Annotated in this window: 17 protein-coding genes and 1 tRNA gene; 5 read left to right on the top strand and 13 right to left on the bottom strand. The window is 49.2% G+C overall.

All coding sequences use genetic code 11. The features are described from left to right. Positions 1–146: 146 nt before the first annotated feature. Entirely contained in the window at positions 147–758 is a 612-nt protein-coding gene (locus CA832_RS04325; RefSeq protein WP_088340314.1) for a hypothetical protein, read from the bottom strand. A gap of 110 nt (positions 759–868) precedes the next feature. Here CA832_RS04325 and CA832_RS04320 point away from each other — a divergent pair, with 110 nt between their 5' ends. Together CA832_RS04320 and CA832_RS04315 are read left to right on the top strand one after the other, a co-directional pair. Beyond that, positions 869–1,594, top strand: a complete 726-nt coding sequence (locus tag CA832_RS04320; protein WP_088340313.1) for a nitroreductase family protein — start codon at positions 869–871, stop codon at positions 1,592–1,594. Between the two features lie 522 nt (positions 1,595–2,116). Then, positions 2,117–3,178, top strand: a complete 1,062-nt coding sequence (locus CA832_RS04315; protein ID WP_088340312.1) for a site-specific integrase — start codon at positions 2,117–2,119, stop codon at positions 3,176–3,178. A gap of 19 nt (positions 3,179–3,197) precedes the next feature. On the opposite strand, the gene CA832_RS04310 is transcribed toward CA832_RS04315, so the two are convergent. The 10 genes from CA832_RS04310 to CA832_RS04265 all read right to left on the bottom strand — a co-directional run bounded on the left by CA832_RS04310 (position 3,198) and on the right by CA832_RS04265 (position 14,247). After that, positions 3,198–5,165, bottom strand: a complete 1,968-nt coding sequence (locus CA832_RS04310) for a heavy metal translocating P-type ATPase (protein ID WP_088340311.1) — start codon at positions 5,163–5,165, stop codon at positions 3,198–3,200. A 44-nt stretch (positions 5,166–5,209) separates the two neighbouring features. After that, entirely contained in the window at positions 5,210–5,626 is a 417-nt protein-coding gene (locus tag CA832_RS04305) for a Fur family transcriptional regulator (protein WP_088340310.1), read from the bottom strand. A gap of 16 nt (positions 5,627–5,642) precedes the next feature. Next, the gene (locus CA832_RS04300; RefSeq protein WP_088340309.1) at positions 5,643–6,842 is read right to left on the bottom strand and encodes an efflux RND transporter periplasmic adaptor subunit; all 1,200 of its coding nucleotides are present in this window, start codon (positions 6,840–6,842) and stop codon (positions 5,643–5,645) included. A gap of 1 nt (position 6,843) precedes the next feature. Further along, entirely contained in the window at positions 6,844–11,187 is a 4,344-nt protein-coding gene (locus CA832_RS04295) for a CusA/CzcA family heavy metal efflux RND transporter (protein ID WP_088340308.1), read from the bottom strand. Between the two features lie 123 nt (positions 11,188–11,310). Further along, complete coding sequence (locus tag CA832_RS15285; protein WP_088340307.1) at positions 11,311–11,619, bottom strand: DUF6660 family protein; 309 nt, start codon at positions 11,617–11,619, stop codon at positions 11,311–11,313. A gap of 172 nt (positions 11,620–11,791) precedes the next feature. Next, positions 11,792–12,118 carry a DUF6730 family protein gene (locus CA832_RS04285; protein ID WP_088340306.1) on the bottom strand — a complete coding sequence of 109 codons (327 nt, stop codon included), beginning with the start codon at positions 12,116–12,118 and terminating at the stop codon, positions 11,792–11,794. Positions 12,119–12,124: 6 nt separating this feature from the next. Then, positions 12,125–12,994 carry a relaxase/mobilization nuclease domain-containing protein gene (locus CA832_RS04280; RefSeq protein WP_088340305.1) on the bottom strand — a complete coding sequence of 290 codons (870 nt, stop codon included), beginning with the start codon at positions 12,992–12,994 and terminating at the stop codon, positions 12,125–12,127. Next, positions 12,991–13,287, bottom strand: a complete 297-nt coding sequence (gene mbpA / locus CA832_RS04275) for a mobilization protein MbpA (protein WP_088340304.1) — start codon at positions 13,285–13,287, stop codon at positions 12,991–12,993. The genes CA832_RS04280 and mbpA overlap by 4 nt, the downstream gene beginning before the upstream one ends. Positions 13,288–13,405: 118 nt before the next feature. Then, positions 13,406–13,690: a helix-turn-helix domain-containing protein gene (locus tag CA832_RS04270; protein WP_088340303.1), complete on the bottom strand. Its 285-nt coding sequence runs from the start codon at positions 13,688–13,690 to the stop codon at positions 13,406–13,408. 473 nt (positions 13,691–14,163) lie between these two features. Further along, a tRNA-Leu gene (locus CA832_RS04265) sits at positions 14,164–14,247 on the bottom strand. A gap of 139 nt (positions 14,248–14,386) precedes the next feature. Here CA832_RS04265 and CA832_RS04260 point away from each other — a divergent pair. The 3 genes from CA832_RS04260 to pth all read left to right on the top strand — a co-directional run bounded on the left by CA832_RS04260 (position 14,387) and on the right by pth (position 16,691). Beyond that, on the top strand, positions 14,387–15,328 hold the full coding sequence (locus CA832_RS04260) for a ribose-phosphate pyrophosphokinase (RefSeq protein WP_088340302.1): 942 nt from the start codon (positions 14,387–14,389) through the stop codon (positions 15,326–15,328). A 20-nt stretch (positions 15,329–15,348) separates the two neighbouring features. Beyond that, positions 15,349–15,993 (top strand): 50S ribosomal protein L25/general stress protein Ctc, encoded by a 645-nt coding sequence (locus tag CA832_RS04255; protein ID WP_088340301.1) that lies wholly within the window; start codon positions 15,349–15,351, stop codon positions 15,991–15,993. Positions 15,994–16,124: 131 nt separating this feature from the next. Continuing rightward, entirely contained in the window at positions 16,125–16,691 is a 567-nt protein-coding gene (pth, locus tag CA832_RS04250) for an aminoacyl-tRNA hydrolase (protein WP_088340751.1), read from the top strand. A gap of 1 nt (position 16,692) precedes the next feature. Here pth and CA832_RS04245 read toward each other — a convergent pair whose 3' ends face one another. Together CA832_RS04245 and CA832_RS04240 are read right to left on the bottom strand one after the other, a co-directional pair. Next, a complete protein-coding gene (locus CA832_RS04245; RefSeq protein ID WP_088340300.1) occupies positions 16,693–17,379 on the bottom strand; it encodes a hypothetical protein in 687 nt (228 codons plus the stop codon). Then, on the bottom strand, positions 17,376–21,158 hold the full coding sequence (locus tag CA832_RS04240) for a reprolysin-like metallopeptidase (protein ID WP_088340299.1): 3,783 nt from the start codon (positions 21,156–21,158) through the stop codon (positions 17,376–17,378). Before CA832_RS04240 ends, CA832_RS04245 begins: the two co-directional genes overlap by 4 nt. Positions 21,159–21,171 lie beyond the last annotated feature (13 nt).

Genomic DNA, 21,171 nt, shown 5'->3' with positions numbered 1-21,171 from the left:
CAAGCCCTGTATTTAATAGAGCCATCGACAAACCGCATCCATGCGATAAAGGCCTTAAATCATCGATAAACAACTTCCGAATGCCTCCTGGCTGAAGCACTGAACCGCTGGTCGGACACATCATGCGAGGGGGGTAAAACCCTGGATTACCCCTGGTGCGTAACAGGTGGGTAATGCCGAAAAAGGAATTCCGGATACCCCATGGCATTTTCAAGGGTAAGCAAATGTGGAGAGGGCAGTGCGCTTAAAAAAGACTCCGAAGGTTCGCAAGACGGCTCCGATCCCCATTCCAGGCCCAGGGTGTACCAGGTATTCGAACCGATGAGTACGCGGGTAAACTCTATCTGGCACCCACGGGGTGCGGCAGGTACTGGCAGATGGAATCTGGGGCCCGGCCACGTCAGGATTGTTGCCTGCCGTTGCTTTCGCACATGTAAGAGGTGGGAGCTAAGGGTATCCATGACCTGACCGGGTGCCAATTCAAAAACCTGTTTTGCCCAGCCCTCCAGGCGGCAAGCCACACCTCCTCCGGGAAGGTAATCGGCAGGACCAAAGGTCCGGGCTTTTACTTCCAGCCGGCCCTGCCTGAGCTTAACCCCTACTGTTTCACACCCGGTTACCCAATATATATCCGTGCGGTCTTCCTGTTTCACAGCCTGTGGGTCCAGGGCGGAAAACCAGGCAGACACGCCCGGAGGGTACTCCGTGAAAAACCAGCGGATTTCTTTGGTTTCCAACATGCTGCTTTGAACCATCATACCCTGCAATCTTACTGAATTTTAGACAGATAAACTCCCACAATGCTCGCAGAAGTCTTACCTTTGAACTACGCCTGAAATCTACTTATTTCCAATATCCCTGCCTCGCTATGGAAAAGACCGTAACCGAAGCCATTCAATACAGACGTTCTGTAAGGATCTACCAGGAAGAACCCATCGACCCCGAAAAAGTGAGGGCCTGTATTGAGAATGCCGTTCTGGCCCCGACCAGTTCCAACCTCCAGCTCTGGGAATTTTACCAGGTGACAGACCCGGCCGTAAAGTCTAAAATTGTACATGCCTGCATGGACCAGCCCGCCGCCCGAACTGCCCGGCAGTTGGTTGTTGTAGTGGCGCGCAAGGACAAGTGGCGCTCCCGCGTTAAGGCTAACCTGGAATTCCTCCAAAAAGGGTTCGGGAAAAAACCAATGAACGAATATACCCAGCGGGAAAAGTTTGTGCTCTCCTACTACACCAGGATTATGCCTACGCTTTACACGGATTTTCTGGGCATCCTGGGCATGGTTAAATACATTGGTTTTAGTATAGCCGGCCTGTTCCGGCCCATGTACCGGCAGGTGAGAGCATCGGACATGCGCATCGTCGCTCACAAAAGCGCGGCCCTGGCAGCAGAGAATTTCATGCTATCCATGGCGGCCATCGGGTACGACACCTGCCCCATGGAAGGGCACGACAGCCTTCGGGTCAGAAAAGCCCTGGGGCTGCCTTCAGGTGCAGAAATTACCATGGTTATCGGCTGTGGCATCCGCAAGCCGGAAGGGGTTTACGGATCGCGATTCCGGGTTCCTTTTGAGGAGGTGTACCGGAGGGTGTAATTTCAAGTGGGATTGCTTGCCTGGGGGCAAGCTTCCCTTCGAGCTCGCTTTAAAGCCGAAATAAGGAAGCATTTCGCTGCATTCAGTCTATGGGAAGTCAACAAACCTCGCTCTCGGGTGGGATTGCTTGCCTGGGGGCAAGCTTCCCTTCGAGCTCGCTTTTAAAGCCGAAATAAGGAAGCATTTCGCTGCATTCAGTCTATGGGAAGTCAACAATCCTCGCTCTCGGGTGGGATTGCTTGCCTCGCGGCAAGCTTCCCTTCGAGCTCGCTTTGAAAGCCGAAAAAGGAAGCTAAAAGCTCCTTCAAAAAATTGAAGCGAGCTTCATTTTTTGAAACTCGCTTCGCTTCCACCTTTTTTCGGCTTATTCGTACCTCGGGTGGGATTTAGGAAATAATTTTATTTGATTCGATTTGTGTCTATTTGACTTATTATCAGGTATTTAAAATGTTAAAATTTTGAGGTGCTTTCTTTCTTTTTCCTATTTTTAAGTCAAAACCGTCACTTTTCCGTCACCTGAAAATGGCCGTACAATTAAGAAGTCGAAAACTGAAATCGGGAGATAGAAGTCTCTATTTAGACATTCACCACCAGGGCGATCGTTGGAGGGAATTCTTAAAGATACGGCTTTCTCCAAAAGATCCAGACCGGACCGAGAAAAAACGAATTGCCGAACGCATGCGGGCCAATCGGGAATTGGAACTTTTATCCAATGCAACCGGTCATATACCTGCCCACCTAACGAACATGAACTTTTTTGTCTTTGCCGAGAACTATCTCAGCAACTACCCTTTTAAGGATGTTCGGATTGTACAAAATGCCGTTCAAAAATTCAAATTGGCAATGGGGAATTCCAGATTGACCTTTTCACAGATTAACCCAAAGGTCATGGAAGCTTTTAAAGATTATTTAATCCATGAATCCGGGCTTACCGGCGAAACCGCACATAATTACTATACACGTTTCAAGAAAGTATTAAAAGCTGCTAAAATCAAGGGCTATTTACGAGACATGCCCACGGCTGATATTCGCTTCACTAACCCGAATAAAGACGATACTATCCGCAAACAAGTACTGGACTCAGAAGAATTGCAACAATTGGCCAACACCTTCTGCGGAAACCCGGAAGTGAAACGGGCCTTCCTTTTTGCCTGTTATACCTCACTAGGTCTTGCTGAAATTAAGCTCCTGAAATGGTCGAATATCAATAAAGGCCGCCTGATTACCTACCGAAACAAAACCGGGGAATTGGTCAATAACCGCCTGAACCCAACCGCCCAAGCCATTTTAGGTGAACCCAAAGGCCGAAATGAAATTGTTTTTCAATTGCAAAAGTTGAGTAACAACGGGGTTAATAAAGCCATTGAATACTGGGTAAAACGGGCAGGGATCAATAAACACATTACCTTCTATTGTGCCCGGCACACCTTTGCCTGCCAACTTCTGATTCATGGAGCGAATCTGAAAACGGTGGCCGATGCTATGGGGCATAGTTCTACGCAAAGTACATTGAAGTATTTAAACTACGTACAGCGTTTACAGGATGAGGCGATCGACAAGCTGCCTATTCTTCGGATAGCCTAAATTCATGTCAGCAATCCTTTTATTGCCATTGCATTCTTTGAAGCCTTATCGCATTTAATATGGCCAATAGTGCGACCCCTACATCGGCGAATACCGCTTCCCACATTGTTGCCAATCCACCGGCACCGAGTATTAGAACGATAACTTTCACCCCAAATGCCAAGCCGATATTTTGCCAGACTATCCTACGAGTAGAACGACCAATTTTGACTGCCTTTGAAATCTTGCTCGGTTGGTCGGTCTGAATGATGACATCGGCGGTTTCAATGGCAACATCACTACCCAAACCGCCCATTGCAATGCCCACATCACTGGCGGCAAGTACGGGTGCATCATTGATGCCATCGCCCATAAATGCTACAGTCGTATCAGATTGTTTTTTCAGTTCTTCAACCTCGGTCAGTTTATCTTCTGGTAGCAAACCACCTTTCGCCCAATCGATATTCAATTCTTCGGAAACCTGTTGAGTGATGGAATCCTTATCACCGGAGAGCATTATGATTTTGGAAATACCAGCCTCTCGTATCTGTTCGATGGCTTGGTGGGCATCTTCCTTCAGTTCATCGGCAATCGTCACATATCCGGCAAACTTTTTATCGATGGCTACCATTACTATGGATTCGACTATGGTATCGGTCTCAGATGTAACTTCGATGCTGTTAGAAACCATCAAAGCTTTATTGCCCACCAATACTTTCTTCCCATTGACTAATCCTTTTAGTCCTTTTCCTGCAACTTCGGAAACTTCATTTGCTACGAAATCTGCACCATCGGCCTTATATTCCAGAATTGCCTTTGCGATGGGATGGGTGGATTGTTCTTCCATTGCCATTAGGTATTGCATAAATTCCGCTTCCGAGAAATTGGATTCGTTTACCACTTCCTTAATCTTGAAAACCCCTTTGGTAACGGTACCCGTTTTGTCCATTACCACGGTATTCACCTTGGTCATCGCATCGAGAAAGGATGCCCCTTTGAAGAGTATCCCGTTCCGGGATGCTGCACCGAGACCGCCGAAATACCCCAAGGGAATAGATATGACCAAGGCACAAGGACAGGAAATTACCAGAAATATCAAGGCACGATATAACCAATCCCTAAAGTCGTAATCATCAACAAAGAAATAAGGCAAAAAGGTCAGGCAGATGGCTAAAAAGACCACGATGGGCGTGTAAATCATTGCGAACTTTCTGATGAACAGTTCCGTCTTCGATTTTCGTGCGGTGGCGTTCTGCACCATATCCAAAATCCGGGCAATGGAGCTGTCCTTAAATTCCTTGATAGTCTTTACCTCGATGACCCCATCCAAGTTGATGCTTCCTGCATACACTTTTTCGCTCTTGGCGATGGTGTCTGGCTTGCTTTCACCGGTAATGGCCGCTGTATTAAGCGATGCTTTTTCAGACAGCAAAATGCCATCCAAGGGCAATTTTTCGCCCACACGTACCTGAATTTTTTCACCAATCTCAACGGTTTCTGGATTGACTGAAACAAAATCCCCATTTCGAAAAACCAAAGCTTCATCAGGTCGGGCATCTAAAAGTGCCTTGATGTTTCCCTTCGCACGATTGACGGCAGCATTCTGGAACAGTTCGCCTACAGCATAGAAGAGCATCACGGCGACACCCTCGGGATATTCGCCTATGGCAAATGCCCCCAAGGTGGCAATGGACATCAAGAAAAATTCCGTAAAAAAATCACCATATCTAATGCTATTCCAACCTTCCTTAATGACAGGAAACCCAACAGGAATGTAAGCCACGGTGTACCAAATAATCCGCACCGAGCCCTTGAAGAATGGAAACGCATCAAAATAATCAATGGCTATACCGGTAATCAGCATTACAAAACTGAAAATGGCGGGCAGGTAGGTCTTAAAATTAGATGCTTCTTCGGGACTGCTATGGTTATGGCCATCATCGTGACTGTGCTCACCTTGATGTTCTTTCGGGTTCAAATCCCGTAAGTTTACTTTTTTCTTTTTCATACTCTGTGTAAGATGGCTAAAACAAGTGTGCAACAGAAGTGCATTTATTTGCCGCTACACTTTTCACAAATCCCCTTTAAAACTAGATTGGCATCTTCAGCCACATAGCCATCCGGCAGATTAATATGTGGGATTTTGTGCTCGGTCAGACAAATGGTTTCGTTACAATTGTTACAATGAAAATGTAAGTGTAAATCCTGTTCGAGTTCGCAATTACATCCAGTTTCGCACAAAGCGTATTTCTGTATTCCAGTGCCGTCGTCTATTTGATGTACTACGCCTTTATCCTCAAAGGTTTTAAGGGTACGGTATAAGGTTGTCCTGTCAGCTTTCGCGAAAGCGGTCTCAATATGCGTTAACGATGTCGCTGCTTCTTTTTCTGCTAAATACTTATAAATCAATATTCGCATTGCAGTAGGACGAACGCCATTTTCGGTAAGTCTTTGTTCTATTTCTTTCATTTTATAGTAGTGTTTATCAATGTCCTTCTTCGGATTCCCCTTTTTTCAGCTCTGCCATTAAGTAATATGCATTATTAAACGCAAATTTGACATTCGGTACAACTTTTGATAAAAAGTTTACTGCAATCCATTTCCCATCTTGGGTACCCTTTGTAATTTCAATGGGCGTAAACGCCCAATTATCGTTTTCCTTTTCAGCTGAAAAAACAAAAAACCTATTGCCGTCGGCAGCTATTGCACTTTCGGGAAGGGCTAATGTTTTGGTGTTGTCCGTTTGGATGCGCCCTTGAATGTACATTCCCGGTATCAGGTTGCCTTCTTTGTTCTCGATTTCTGCATGGACGTGAATCGCTTTCGGATTCTGTTCAAAAGTCTTTCCTACGGAATAGATTTCCGCAGTAAGTTCTTTACCGGGAATGGATTGGACATTGAAAATGACTTTCTGCCCTTCCTTGACCTTGTGCACATCCTTTTCAAAAACCATCAGGTCGGCGTGTACGTGGTGTGTGTCCACGATTTCCATTAGGTCGGTCTGGGGTTCTATATACTGGCCTGTTTTGATTGCTACCTTTTCAACAAACCCTTCAATGGGGCTTCTGAGTGCCACTCGCTGATAAATTGTTCCGTTTCTTACACCAGATGCACTGATGTTCAACTGTTGCAGTTGCGCTTCAAGACCGCTTGCCATACTGCGGGATGCCTGATATTCTGCTTCCGCCTTCTGAAAATTGGCACCGCTGCCGACCCCTGCATCGTACAGCGTTTGTTGCCGTTCATATTCCTTTTTAAGAAACTGGTTGTTACTGTAGGCATTTAGGTAATCCGTCTGTTTTTGGATGATGTTGGGATGCGAAAGGTAAGCCACCGTCTGCCCTTTGTTGACCTTATCGCCCTCATTGACCTCGATGGACACTACATTAGCACCCACAACCGTTGTGATGGCAGCCTCGTTCTGTGGTGGTACTTCCAACTGACCATTGGCTTCCACATACCCGCTCATATTCCGCATCTGTAGGGTGTCTATTACCATTTGAAGGGCATCGAACTGTTTGGCTGTGAGTAGTACTTCCTTGGCTTCGCCTTCGGAATTTTCTTTTTCCATTTCCGGATTGAATTTGTTATTCTCAGTGCTTTCCTTTTTGGCATCGCCACAGGCGGTCAACGCCATAAGCGTCATCAACAGACCAATAGCTGTAAATTTTGATAGATCCTTCATTTTATTGCTTGAAATATTGTAGTTCGAAAACTGATTTTAAATAATTGTCGAGTGCATCCAATGCGTCCATTTCGGTCTGTATGGCATCCCTGATGATTTGCGTAAAAGCTGCGTAATCCACGGCACCTTCCTCATAGGCCAGCAATGCGCCTTCGCGTTGCTCTTTGGCAAGCGGCAATGCTTTATTCTTGTAAAATTGCCAAGATGCTTCCCACTTTTGATGGGCTTGTATGGCCTGCCGATATTCCGATTGTAATTGCCGTTTTACAAATTCTGCGTTGGTCTTGGCAATTTCGCCGTCGATTTTAGCGGCCTTGGCCTGACCACGTTCGGTGCCTGAGAACAGGGGAAGGGATATTCCCGCCTGATAGGTATAGAACCCGCTGCTTCCGTTTACTTGTTGCAATCCGCCCTGAAGGTTGAGGTTGGGCAACAAATCGGAACGGGCTGCTTTATAGTTGGCTTCGGCTTCATCGATTCGCTTTTGCGAAAGTTCCAGTTCGGGATGGTTTTCTATACTTGCGGGTATTCCCAATACAGCCACTTCACTTTCTTCAAGTGTGGCGGGAACGGTGTAAAGTGTATCCGAAACCAACCAAAGATTGAGCTTTTGAAGTGCAATGGCATAGTCGCTTTCGGCCTGTTGCAATTTATTGTTGATTTGCAAGGCCTGATTGGTCGCCGATGAATATTCCAATCGTGAAATGGCCTCGACCTCATAATTCAATTCGATGGCTTTTTCAAACTGCGAATAGATGGAATCCAACTCGCGGTACAGTTCAAATTTCCGTCGTTGTTGATACGCTTGTGACCACGCCTTTTTGACTTCTTGTTCCACTTGCAGTCCGGTTAGGTCAAGAGCGGTTTCCGCCAAGGCGATGCGCTGTTTCTGCAAACGCTTCTTTGCACCGATGCCGAACAGATTGATATTCTGCTGACCCATGCCCACCACAGTGTAAATTCCCTGACTGTCGCTGACTTCTTCGCCGCCCGTGAAAACCTGTGTGTTCCCTAAATCATATGCTGTGGTTTTAAGTGCGTTCTGCTTTTGGATTTCCAACTGTGTTGTTTTCAATAGCGGATAATTTTCCTTGGAAATTTCCACTGCTTTTTCCAATGATATAATTGGTGGGGAATCTTGCGATTGTATTTCTTGCGCTTTTACGATAGTCGAAGTAAACAGCAAGCACACCATTGCCGTTGCGGTTACGAATTTAGGATTGATTTTCGTCTTACGTTCCGAACGTTTCTCGACCCATCGATAAAAGATGGGAAGTACAAAGAGGGTTAAGAGCGTGGAAGTTATCAATCCACCGATGACCACGGTGGCCAAAGGTCGTTGTACTTCAGCCCCTGCGGATGCAGAAATGGCCATCGGAAGGAAACCTAAAATATCGGTAAAGGCCGTAAGCATAATAGGGCGTATCCTACGTTTTGTTCCTTCCACGATACGGTCTTTCAAGTTGGTCACGCCTTCTTCCTTCAGTTCATTCAGACCGCTGATCATTACCAAACCGTTCAGTACGGCAACACCGAACAATACGATAAAGCCTACCCCAGCGGAAATGCTAAAGGGCATATCCCTGAGCCATAGTGCAAACACGCCACCTATGGTGGCCATCGGAATGGCCAGATAAATCATCAAGGTCTGCGGAAAGGATTTTAGGGCAAAGTAAATCAGGATGAATATGAGCAACAACGCAACTGGAACAACGGTCTGCAATCGGTCGCTTGCCCTTTCCAAATTCTCGAATGCGCCCCCATAGCGGATAAAATAACCAGGGGGCAAATCCAGATTTGCATCCAGTTTGTCCCTAATCTCATTGACCAAAGATTCCACATCGCGCCCGCGTACATTCACGCCTACATAGGTTCTTCGATTGGTATTGTCTCGGCTTATCTGCATTGGACCGGGCGTGTACTCGATGGTTGCCAGTTCTTGAAGCGGAATTTGGGAGCTGTTTGGTAAGTTGATGAATAGATTTCGGATATCGTTAATATTGGTGCGATTCTGCTCATTTAGCCTGACCACCAAATCGAAACGCTTCTCTCCTTCAAAAATGACCCCGGCATACCCGCCTGCAAAGGCCGATTGCACCATCGTATTGAGTTGGTCGATGCTCACGCCGTATTGTGCCAGTTTATCGCGATTGTACTTTATCGTCATCTGTGGTAAGCCCGAAGTGGCTTCCGCCCTCATATCACCTATACCTTCGGTACCTGCGATGATTTTGGTAATCTCGTCCGCTTTGGCTGCAAGTACATCGATATCCTCGCCATAAATTTTAATGGCCACATCCTCACGGATGCCTTCCAACAGCTCATTGAAACGCATTTCGATGGGTTGGGTAAACTCATAATTGATACCGGGCAATATACTTATGGCATCCTTCATCTTATCGATAAGTTCGTCTTTTGATTCAGCGGACACCCATTCATCCTGTGGTTTAAGTATGACGAATACATCGGCGAAGTCCATCGGCATCGGGTCGGTAGGAACTTCGGCGACACCGATACGGCTTACAATTTTTTCCACTTCGGGAAATTCGGCTTTTACGATGCGCTCTATTTTGGTAGTGGTCGCGATCGTCTCGCTGAGGGAACTACCGGGTTTAAGAATAGCGTGAAAGGCAATATCGCCCTCATCCAATTGTGGAATGAATTCACCGCCCATCTTCATAAACGTGAAGATTGCCACGGCAAAAATGGCAACTGCAATGCCTACGACCCATTTTCCTTTCTTCAACGCGCTTGTCAATAAGGGTTCATAGTTGCGTTGTACCCAAAAAACAAAACGGTCGCCCCACGATTTTTTTTCGTTTTTTGGTGGCTTCAGAAAAAGGGCGGACATCATTGGCACATAGGTCAGGCATAAAAACATTGCCCCTATCATCGCAAAGATGAATGTAAGTGCCATTGGCCGGAACATCTTTCCTTCAACACCTTCCAATGCTAAAATGGGTAGGAATACTATAAGAATTATCAATTGTCCGAAGAAGGCAGCGTTCATCATTTTTTTTGAGGCATTTGCGGCAATATCATCACGCTTTTCCTTATCTAAAGCTTTCTTTTTAATAACGTAACTACTCAAAAGGAATACGCTTGCTTCCACGATAATGACCGCTCCATCTACGATGATACCAAAGTCGATAGCCCCCAGACTCATCAGGTTTGCCCATACGTCAAAAACGTTCATCAATATAAAGGCGAACAATAAGGATAGTGGAATGGTGGAAGCTACTATAAATCCACCTCGCCAGTTTCCTAACAAGAAAACCAGCACGAAAATTACGATGAGTGCACCTTCCAACAGATTATTGCGTACTGTTCCGGTGGTCTCGCTTATGAGCCTACTTCTATCCAACAAAGGCTGAATGACCACCCCTTCCGGAAGTGATTTCTGGATTTCGGTCATCCTAGCTTTTACACGAACAATGACCTCGTTAGAGTTTGCACCTTTAAGCATCATTACCAGTCCACCAACGACCTCGCCTTCGCCATCCTGTGTCAATGCCCCATAGCGTACGGCAGAACCAAAGCGTACATCGGCAACATCGTTTACGGTAATAGGCACCCCGTTTTCATTTTTGATAATGATTTTTTTGATGTCATCAAGGCTTCGTACCAAGCCTTCGCCACGGATGAAGTTGGCTTGGCGGTTTTTTTCTATGTAGGCACCGCCCGTATTTTTATTGTTCGCTTCCAAGGCTTCGAAAACATCCGTGATCGTAAGACCGATAGCCTTTAGCTCATTGGGGTCAACGGCTACCTCATATTGTTTTATTTTTCCGCCAATGGCATTGATTTCAACAACCCCAGGTACCATTGCCATTTGTCTTTGGACGATCCAATCCTGCATCGTGCGCAAATCGGACAAGGAATATTTGTTCTGAAACTCAGGTTCGACTTTCAGGGTATATTGATATACTTCGCCCAAGCCTGTTGAGATAGGCCCCAAAGAGGGTTGACCCAGTTCTTCGGGAATCTGCTCACGCACTTCTGTCAGTTTCTCTGAAACCAGCTGACGCGGCAAATAGGTTCCCAAATCATCGTCAAAAACCACGGTTACCACGGACAGGCCAAATCTTGAAACGGAACGAATTTCTTTGACATCGGGCAGATTGCTCATAGCTATTTCTACCGGATAGGTAACGAACTGCTCAATATCCTCTGTCCCCAAATTGGGAGATTGTGTGATAATTTGCACCTGGTTGTTGGTAATATCCGGCACGGCATCTATGGGAACTTTGGTCATACTATTAATCCCGGCAGCAAGGAGTACCAAAGTAAAGAGACCAATAATAAATTTATTATTGATTGAAAAATCAATGATTCTGTCGATCATAAAATGTGGAAGTTAATTCAGTTGAAATATTGTGATACATTCACGAGCGAGTGCAAACGTACCTTCGAGGTTTTCAATAGTTGAAAACCTCAAAACTGGATATAGCTATCCTGTAAAACTGAATTAAACCTGTGGGGGCTGGAATATAGAAAAGGTATTATCCTTGCCGATCCTTTCGAAGTGGGCAAAGTTATCCTGTGAAATTGTCGCTTGAAGTGGTTCGAAGTTAGCAATATCAAAGTGAATTATGTGAACGTGACAGCAATGGCACTGGCAGAACGGTGAGCAAAGTTCACATGCCAAACTGTGATCGGCTGACAGATCGATCGAAAAGGTGGTATGATCTCCTTCGATTACTATCCTGGCATCATTGCAAGGAAGCGCATTGAGGCATAAAAAATACACCGTTAATATGATGGATGCCCATTTCACACGACAAAAATAAGAAATTAGACTTGCAACCAAATTGCAAAGTCAATTCGATCCTTTTCAATACCCAAATCCTTACCCCAACTTTCGCGCGTGGTTCCTGTTTCGATTTTAAAGCGTTCGGATAGATAAGCGCTAGTAAAATCGAAATAGGGCGCGACCTGCTTTTTGCTTTTTAAGTTTTCAGAAATAAAATAATTGTTATTCCCCAGCCCAGTAGATTCAGAAAACCAAAGGTCCAAAACAATTTTATCCGCCAACCAGGAATCATTTGGGATTTCTCGATGGACTTTTTAATCGCTGAAACCAATTCATGGAGTATTTGCTGACGTAGTTTCTGTTTTTCGTGGTAATTATGCAGCATTTGGTTAACCAGAGAGGTATCGGGTTCCAACTTGTAGTCCTCCAGGCTTTTTTGAAGGATTTCCAATTTTCTCACGGTCTGCTCAAAGCTGTGAATCTCCTCAGTGAGTAATTCTGCAATTTCATCAAGTTTTGCCATAGCCCATTATATTTCTATCCCAATACCCCGTACCTGCTTTATACTTAGTTTCAACACCTTCTTAGCAATCGAAACGGCTAGATTGGGAGCAAGTGGCAATGTTTTGCCTGCCAGGGTAATTGACTTTTCCACGGCTACTTTTTGAGCAGCAGCCCGATCCCAAGACAAACCCTGTGCGATGTTCCCCATCGAAAGGGAGCGGTGTACGGCACTTCCTTTCAATTCCTGACCCTGATAGGAAAATCGTAAGCCCTGAAGTTGTCCTTGTTTATTGATGTAGGGTTTTACTTCGATCTGATGCTTGTGCATTTTTTCGATATACTGTTCGAAAGATTTAGGCCGGGATTCCATGACTACCCTATCGTGGATGCGTTTTATTTCAGCCCGAACCTTCTGCAATTCAATTAGCCTTTCTTGTTGTATCTCCTTCACAGTGGTAAGCCCCATTTCTTTGGCCACCTTCTCAGCTGCCTGCTGGCTGCGCTTCCCGACATAGTTGTCTTTATAAGCCTGCCCTGTAAAGTCAATCCGGTTCACATACAAATGAATATGGGTGTGCTCCCGGTTACGGTGTACAAAGGCAATGGCCTGCCGTTCTTGTAACTTCATTTCATCTATAAAGCGCTTGACAATCTCTTGAAGTTGCTTAGCCTGCAAATTCTTGCCGTCTTCAATCGTCGGACTCAAGACAAAACTCAGGGTATTCTTGGCGCATCGGTCATTCTGATGCTGTACCAGCCGGAATTCCTCGGCAATCTCCTGGGGAGTTTCCCCGGCCAAGTATTGCTTAAAGACGATTTCCGATTGTTTCCCCTGCTTCATCCCATAAGCCATGGAGGCCTGGGTATGGGCAATGGATTTTCCTTTGCCAATCATTTTCTGAAATTGAGTAGGTGATTCCGGATTTCATCTGCTAAGGCTGATACTTCCTCCGACAATTTGGGATTTCGCTGCCGGAACATATTGCCAATCCGTTTGAAATTGTTTTCGTACTTCACCAGCATTTTATAGGCTTCAATTTGTTCCTCAGATAGGCGTTCAATAATCCGGTCTTCAGTAGCCGCCCTGCGGCAATACTCGCTTAAGGTTAATCCGCTCTTTCGGGCTTTTACCTTCAGCAGTTTCTTCTCGTATACCGAACACCGGAATTGAATAAATTCTCGTTTCATTTCGCTTTTCCCTTTTGCGACCTCCGGGAGCAAAAGCAAGATTTGTCATGACAATGACACATCTTGAAATTCCTACTCAAACGAAGGAAATGATCCTTTGGATTTATCGGCCAGTATTTCATTTTTGAAGCTTGAATGCATGTCGTAAGGCTTCCTCTTCAATCTCAAATTGACCCCTAATCGGGTTTTGGAGCAACCAGACATTCAGTTTGGCGCGTTCAAAGTAGATCAGCTTCCCCTTGGGTTTGGAATGGGGTATATCCCCTGATGCCGTTAGCTTATATAAATAGCTGCGGGAAAATCCTGTGTATGCACAGGCTTCTTCAAAGGAGAGCACCTCCTTTTGAAACGACAATAACTGTTCAATCCGGTCCAGTCGATCCAGGATAGTAGTGGTGTCCATTTAAATAGGTTTTTAAGTGACTATTCAATGAACAAAAGCGCTTTTGTCTGTTTGGATAGAATTCTGATTAAGAAGATAAAAAAGAGGCTAGCCCCCTTAACCGGGCAGGCCTCTTTTTTATCCACAGAAAATGGCACTAATCCAAAATCAAACAAACAATTCCAAATTGAATTTTAGGGTTTTTGTTTGATTGCAAAAAAGGTCATTTGGCAATAAAAAAATGGGGGCGGTTCGGCTCAAAAAGGAGTTATCAACAGGGTGGAATGGTCTGTTTAAGAATTCTGTCCCGAAACGGTATCTGGAAATGGTATTTAGGTCTTGAAAAAGACGAATAAAGGCAGCTATAAACGGTAAATACAATTTGGCCTCAAAACGTGTCAATTCAGCGCAAGAAAAAGGGATAAAACCGTCACTTTACCGTCACTCGAAAAACACAAAACCCTGTAAATCAATACGTTTACAGGGTTTTTCCGTACCTCGGGTGGGAATCGAACCCACACGGTATTGCTACCACTGGATTTTGAATCCAGCGCGTCTACCAATTCCGCCACCGAGGCAATTGGAGGGATGCAAAGCTAAAAAAATATTTCCTTGGCGCACTTTAAAAATGCCCGAATTCTGCTTTAGCAACTGAAATAAATGTGTAAATTTGCACCTCCTTTCGGGTCAGGGAGTTAGGCCCGCAAACCAGCACCGATGTCGTACACCGTTCCGGAACCCAAAATTTTTGCCTGCACCCAAAGCCAGGAGCTGGGCAAAAAAATTGCCAAAGCCTATGGGGCAGACCTGGGCAAGGTGATTTTTTCCCGGTACAGCGACGGGGAGTTCCAGCCTTCTTTTGAGGAGTCTATCCGCGGGGCCCGGATCTTTATCATCGGATCTACCCACCCCGGGCCGGAGAACCTCATGGAGATGTTGTTGATGCTGGATGCTGCCAAAAGGGCCTCTGCCCGCCACATCACAGCCGTAATGCCATACTTTGGCTGGGCCCGCCAGGACCGGAAGGACAAGCCACGCGTTCCCATTGCCGCCAAATTGGTAGCCAAGATGCTGGAAACAGCCGGGGCAACGCGGATTATCACTATGGACCTCCACGCAGACCAGATCCAGGGCTTCTTCGAGAAGCCGGTGGACCACCTGTTTGCCTCCACCCTCTTCCTGCCCCACCTGAAAAAAATGAAGTTGGAGAACCTGACCATCGCCTCTCCGGACATGGGCGGTTCCAAGCGGGCATACGCCTACTCCAAGGCACTGGGGAGCGATGTGGTGATCTGCTACAAGCAGCGCGCCAAGGCTAACGTGATTGAGCATATGGAGCTTATCGGGGAGGTGGAAGACCGCAATGTGGTGCTGGTAGACGATATGGTAGATACAGCCGGTACCCTGACCAAGGCTGCCGACCTGATGATGGAACGCGGCGCGCGCAGCGTCAGGGCCATTACGACCCATGGATTGCTGTCGGGCAGCGCCTTCGACCGGATTGAGAAATCCCGTTTGGAGGAGCTCATCATCACCGACTCCATCCCGGTTCGCCAGCAGAGCGACAAAGTACATGTGCTGAGTTGTGCCGACCTGTTTGCAGATGTGATGCACAGGGTACACCATAACACCTCCATCGCATCGAAATTTTTAATGTAGGATTTATTTAAACCATTATAATGAAATCAATTACAATCAAAGGATCAGAAAGAGAAAGCGTGGGCAAGAAGTCGACCAAGGCCCTACGTAATGCTGGAAAGGTCCCTTGCGTAGTATACGGGGGGGAATCGCCATTGCACTTTTCAGCAGATGAAATGTCGTTCAAAGACCTGGTGTACACTCCCAATGCGCATACTGTGGTAATTGAGCTCGAAAACGGAGAGAAAGTAACCGCCGTAATGCAGGACATCCAGTTCCACCCGGTAACGGACAGCATCCTGCACGTGGATTTTTACCAGCTCTTCGAAGACAAGCCGGTGACCATGGACATCCCGGTACGCCTGGAGGGGAATTCTCCCGGTGTCCGCAACGGTGGCCGCCTGCTTTTCCGCAAGCGCAAGCTCGCTATCCGCGCCCTTCCGGCCAACCTGCCGGATTTCTTTAACGTGGATATCTCCAAGCTTCGCATTGGTGATAACATCGCCGTGGAAAGCGTGAAGAGCGATGACTTTACCATCCTCCACCCGGACAACACTGTAATCGTACAGGTGAAAACTTCCCGTACGGCCATCGCAGACGTTGAGGACGACGAGGAAGAAACAGAAGAAGGAGCAGAAGCTGCTGCCGAAGGAGCCGAAGCCCCTGCAGCGGAATCCAACGAATAAGGAATCCTTCTATACCTATAGAAAGCACCCCTTCCCGGGGTGCTTTTTGTATTTTTGGGAAAACATCCGCTGTGTGGCGCTGGTTCCCATTTTTCAAACGTAAGGCCGGAAGGCTGGACGAATCGGACCCTATGAAGAAATTCCTGATAGCCGGCCTGGGCAATATCGGGCCGGAATACGAGAACACCCGTCACAATATCGGGTTTAAGGTGCTGGACCACCTGGCCCGTTCCCTTGAGGCCGACTTCCAAACAGACCGTCTGGGCGATATTGCGACCTTCCGGATCAAGGGCCGCCAGGTTTGCTGCCTGAAACCTTCTACCTATATGAACCGCAGCGGCAAGGCCGTGAAATACTGGCTGGAGAAAGAAAAAATCCCGGTATCCAACCTGCTGGTTGTAACGGACGACCTGAACCTCCCCTTTGGGACGCTCCGGCTCAAAACCAAAGGGAGTGACGGCGGTCATAACGGACTCAAGGACATACAGGAGGTCCTGGGCACCACCCAATATCCGCGATTCCGCTTCGGCATCGGTTCCGAGTTCAGCAAAGGCAGGCAGGTAGACTATGTGCTGGGTCAGTGGTCCGGGGAAGAGGAAGAGGCCCTGCCCCCTCGCCTGGAACGCAGTTCGGAACTCATCCGGTCTTTTGTCCTGGCCGGGGCTTCCCTCACCATGAATCAGTTTAACGGCACCTGAGTTACAGGACCCGGAAGGAACCCGTACCCGAAAGAGAGGCATTCCCCTGGGCGTCCAGGGACCGCACTTCCCAGTAGTACACGGTACCGCCTCCCGTAACAGGAGCACTAACGGAAGTGGTCCCCGCTACGACCGTTGTCAGCAGGCTCAGGTTTCCTGCATCCGTTCCCAGGTAGATCTCGAAAGTGGACAGGTCACCATCGGCATCGGCCCCACTCCATTGCAGCGTAACTTCCCCATTCCCGTTAGCGGCAACTGTGCTCCCGGAGACCGGCAGCTCAAGTTGAGCCGGAAAGGGTGGATAGTCTTGTTCGGAACCCGCGTTAAAAAATTGCCAGGTATTGCTTGCAGGACCCGGGTCACCATTGGAATTCCGGGCGGTTACGCTCCAGGAATAGGGCGCCCCCCTGTCTATTACCACGGGCGCACTGACGCCACTGGTAATGATTCGTTCCACCAGCCCGGAACCCATCCGGGAGACGGTTAATTCGTAGGTGGCGGCATTGCTGGCCACTTGCCAGTTGAATACCACTTCGCTGGTTTGGGGGGTAACAGGAACACCGGTGATGCAGAGCGAATTATTGTCCGGGAATTGAAGCACTACCTGCCCGGGCACCTTTGGGCCGTCGTCGCTCCCGCACCCCCATACGATAATTGCTACCACCAGTATAACCAGCCTTACTTTCATTGCCTGAACATTTTAAGGGTTTGCACCTGGTTGCCCTGACGCAGGCGTACCAGGTATAATCCGGAGGGTAGGGGCGGTAGGTAGGCTTGCCTTGTCTGGCCTCCTGCAGGCAGTACGCGGGAGAGGACGAGCACCCCGGAAGCGTTGAACAATTCCAATCGTAGCGCCTGCTGCGGGTCCGGTGCAAAAACCTGCAGGTAACCGGAAAACGGGTTTGGAGCCGCAAGGGTCTGGTCGGAATAAAAGAAGGATTCCTCGTAGCTGCCCTTGCACGCCGGGAGGGCTTCCACCTTGAGCGCATTGCCACCGCTTTCCATCGCAAACTCGTAGGACCCCGAAACCACCTCCTGCACCGTACCGTTCCATTCTATCCGGTACAAGGGAGCCCCATCCACCTGCAGGCGCAGGCGGGTGCCGTCGGCGGAGAGGTCGGTAACCACGCTTAAGGGGTCAGGGCTTGTAATATTTACATCAAAACACTGTTGCTCGTATACGATACTGCCATCTGTGGCACCAATACAGAGCGCATAGGTCCCCTGTGCCAGGCCTCCGAAACTGAAATCCGTCGAAAAGGCAGCTGTCTGGTTTACCCCCGGGCCCGTAAGGGTATAGGTGTATGCCAGGGCTTCGGAGGCGGTGACATTCACCGATCCGTCTGCCTGCCCGATACAGCTTTCCGAGTTCAGTTCCACCTGGAACTGGTCCTGGGCGAAACGGTAAACCTGGCAACCATTCGTATCTACCGGCACTCCCGGGGGGGTACCCGGGCAGAGGTCATCCCCGTCGTCGAAAACGCCATCCCCATCGGCATCCGGGCGGAATGCGCCTTCAACGCAAAGCTCCAGACTGAACCCGTTGAGCTGCCCGCCGTCTGCAGGGGCGGTATCCCGGATAGTGAGCACCCACTCCCCGAAACTACTCTCCCCGGCAAAGGAGTTCAGGGACCCCAGGGGCCGGACTACTCCGGAGATGGCGGGGTTGTTCCCACACAGGTATGGGGGGGCGTCCTGTTGAAAGGTGGCGTTCACGTCATTGGCCTCTGCACAGGAATTGGCAAAAAGGGTGATTTCCGTCCCGGCTGGGGAACGCAAAGTCACCACCAAATCGGAGAGGTAGCTGTGGTCGATATCCAGGATAACACGGGCATCGGAAACCACGAGGTTATCGGCAAAGGTGACCGAGGATGTTACCGTTGGGGTTCCTGTGGTCGATATCACCGCAGGTAAGCCCTGGGCGGCGAGGGTCCTGCATTCGGTGGAAATAGTCCTGAACGTAAATGCCGACCCGAAGGCCCCTTCCCCACAGGCATTGATGACCTTCACCCTCCAGTAATACACTGTATCGGCATCCAGAGCATCCGGCACGTAGCGGGGTTCGTATACTTCCCCTTCAAAGAAAATGGTGCTGAACCCGGGGTCTGTGGCCAGTTGTATCTCATATGAATCGGCTCCTGAGGGTGCCGTCCACTGCAATTGCGGACGGTAACTTACCCCGGTTGACCCGTCGGTTGGAAGCAGCAAGGAAGGTGCGGGCAGGGTTCCTGCAGCGAGCTGCAACTCCAAAGGCAGGCCGAAACTGCTGCCGGGTGCCGTGGCCTCCAGGGCGAGGGTATAGGTACCAGGTGCTACCCCTGCGGTACCGGACAGGGTCAGGGTTACGGGCGTATCGCTCGCCTGGACCTGGGCCGGAGTAAACACGGCGGTAAGACCCGCTGGCAGGTTTGCAATCGAAAGGTCCACGGTTTCCGCAAAACCGGAAAAACTCTGGTAATTAAAGCTAAAGACGGCATCCGAAGGCTGGCAGGAAGCAGCCTCCAACTTCGCCGCCTCGAGCACAAAGGGCGCTTCGGTAATCGTAAAATCCGCTGCGTTAACAGCAAAAAAGATATTGTTCGTTGCCTTTACCATCAACCGCCCCTGGGTGGTGGCATTGCCCGGGAGCTGCACCTGTGCGCTTCCGCTGTTGGGCACCCCGGAAACCAGGGGTATGGTAAAGCTCTGGCCCCCATCCAGGGACAGGAATATATCTACCTGCTGCGCATTGATGGGGCCATCCCGTGTCCCGGCCACATCCCAGGTCACAGACTGGATACTGCCAGCAGCGTAGGTTTGTGCACTTTGCTGGGATACTACCCGAAACGGTCCGGCTGCCGCCAGAACCGAAACTTTTACCAGATCTGCCCCGGTCTGGCCACCACCGGGGGCATTGTCCCGGACGGTTACTGCAAAGTTGAAGTCCCGTTCCACCTCCGACAGGGTTTCCCAGGCAGACCCGGTAGAGGGGTTGGTCTGGGTCAGGTCACCGGCTGCCACCTGTTGGAGCGCCGGGAAGTACCTCCTTGGTGAGAGGCTTGGGGGCAGGGACCTGAAATTGGCTCCTGCAGGGTTTTCCGGCCCAAAGGTGCCTGTAGTTACCACCCCATTGTCTATTTGTTCCCATGCATAGGTAAGGACATTGGTTACATCCGGGTCTGTGGCCGCGGCTTCTAGCACAAAGGCGGTACCCTGCGGGATCAGATAGTCGGGCTGGGGGGTAACCACAGGGGGCACATTGGTAAGGGCCGTCTGGGAACCACAGGAGGCCCCGGCCACATAACTACCTATCTGCTGAACACTGTAATAGTGGAAATAATCGTCTCCATTGAGCGCTACGTTATCTCCGGGGACGATCCCGGCATAGCCCATGATGGTGGTCCCACTGGCAGGTTCAGCCTGTACCCCGGTGCCCTCGGTATCGAAGGACCAGGTGTGGTTGGCCCCGAACTGGTGTCCCATTTCGTGGGCTACAAAGTCCAGGTCGAACCGGTCGCCTTCGGGGGTTGGGGTTGCGGCATAGGCACTGCCTTTACGGCCATCCACGCAAACCGCCCCTATAGAACCGGCATTGCCGGCCTCGCCCCCCTGATGGAAGAGGTGGCCGATATCGTAGGCCGCAGGTCCAATACGCGTATCGAGTGTATTCTGAACCTCCGCACTGAGGTTTCCCCCAAAGGGATCCGTGGATGGATCGGTAAAGATAACCTGGTCCGTAGTGGAAATTAGCTCCATGCGAATAGCCAGGTCGCGCTCAAAAACTTCGTTGATCCGGGTAAGGGTGGCATTGATGGCCGCAAGGGCCTCGGCCACGGTACCCCCGTGGTAGTCCGTATACTCACCAGAGGCCGCTACGGCCAAACGGTAGGTTCGCAGCAGCTGATCGTCGGCCAGCTTGGCCGCGGTTGTTTCCGGAGCCGGCGCCTTTGCCGCCAGGGCCTCGGTAGTACACTTCCAGGCAGAGGGGACGACCTCCTTGTCCTGGTCGGAAAAGAGGGCATACCGGTTTGGGGTATCCGGCACCTTCTCGATAAACACGGTTCGCTCCCCATCGCGGACCATCGCCTGGAACCCATCAGGGGACATACTGAAGCGAATCCGCCGGGAGGGGTCCGTTACCGAGACCCCCAGGTAGGACCGGATTTCAGGATACCGCTCCTGCAACTGCGGCGCCATAACCGGGCGCTCCACCACCCGGTAGGCCATCCTCCCGCCTCCGCGTTCGGGAAAATACAGGACTACCTCGGCGCGCTCCCCGGTTTGCAGGGGGCGCAGGGCCTCCCGCACAGGGGCTTCCTCCAGGCGGAAAACACCTGTCTGTGCAAGGCTTAGGACCGCCCCGGAGGCAGAACGCACCGGACCTCCCTCCCGGTCCTGCTGCCAGAAATCAGGTATTTGCTGGGCCTGGGAAGAAAAGGAGAGGAAGAATGCGGCTATTGTGAGAAACAGACGTAATTTTGTCGACATCCAGGAAGATTTG

The sequence above is a fragment of the Robiginitalea sediminis genome (genome assembly GCF_002198115.1).
GTDB lineage: Bacteria > Bacteroidota > Bacteroidia > Flavobacteriales > Flavobacteriaceae > Robiginitalea > Robiginitalea sediminis.
Note: the sequence above shows the minus strand (reverse complement) of the source record. Positions and strands in the feature narration are given on the sequence as shown.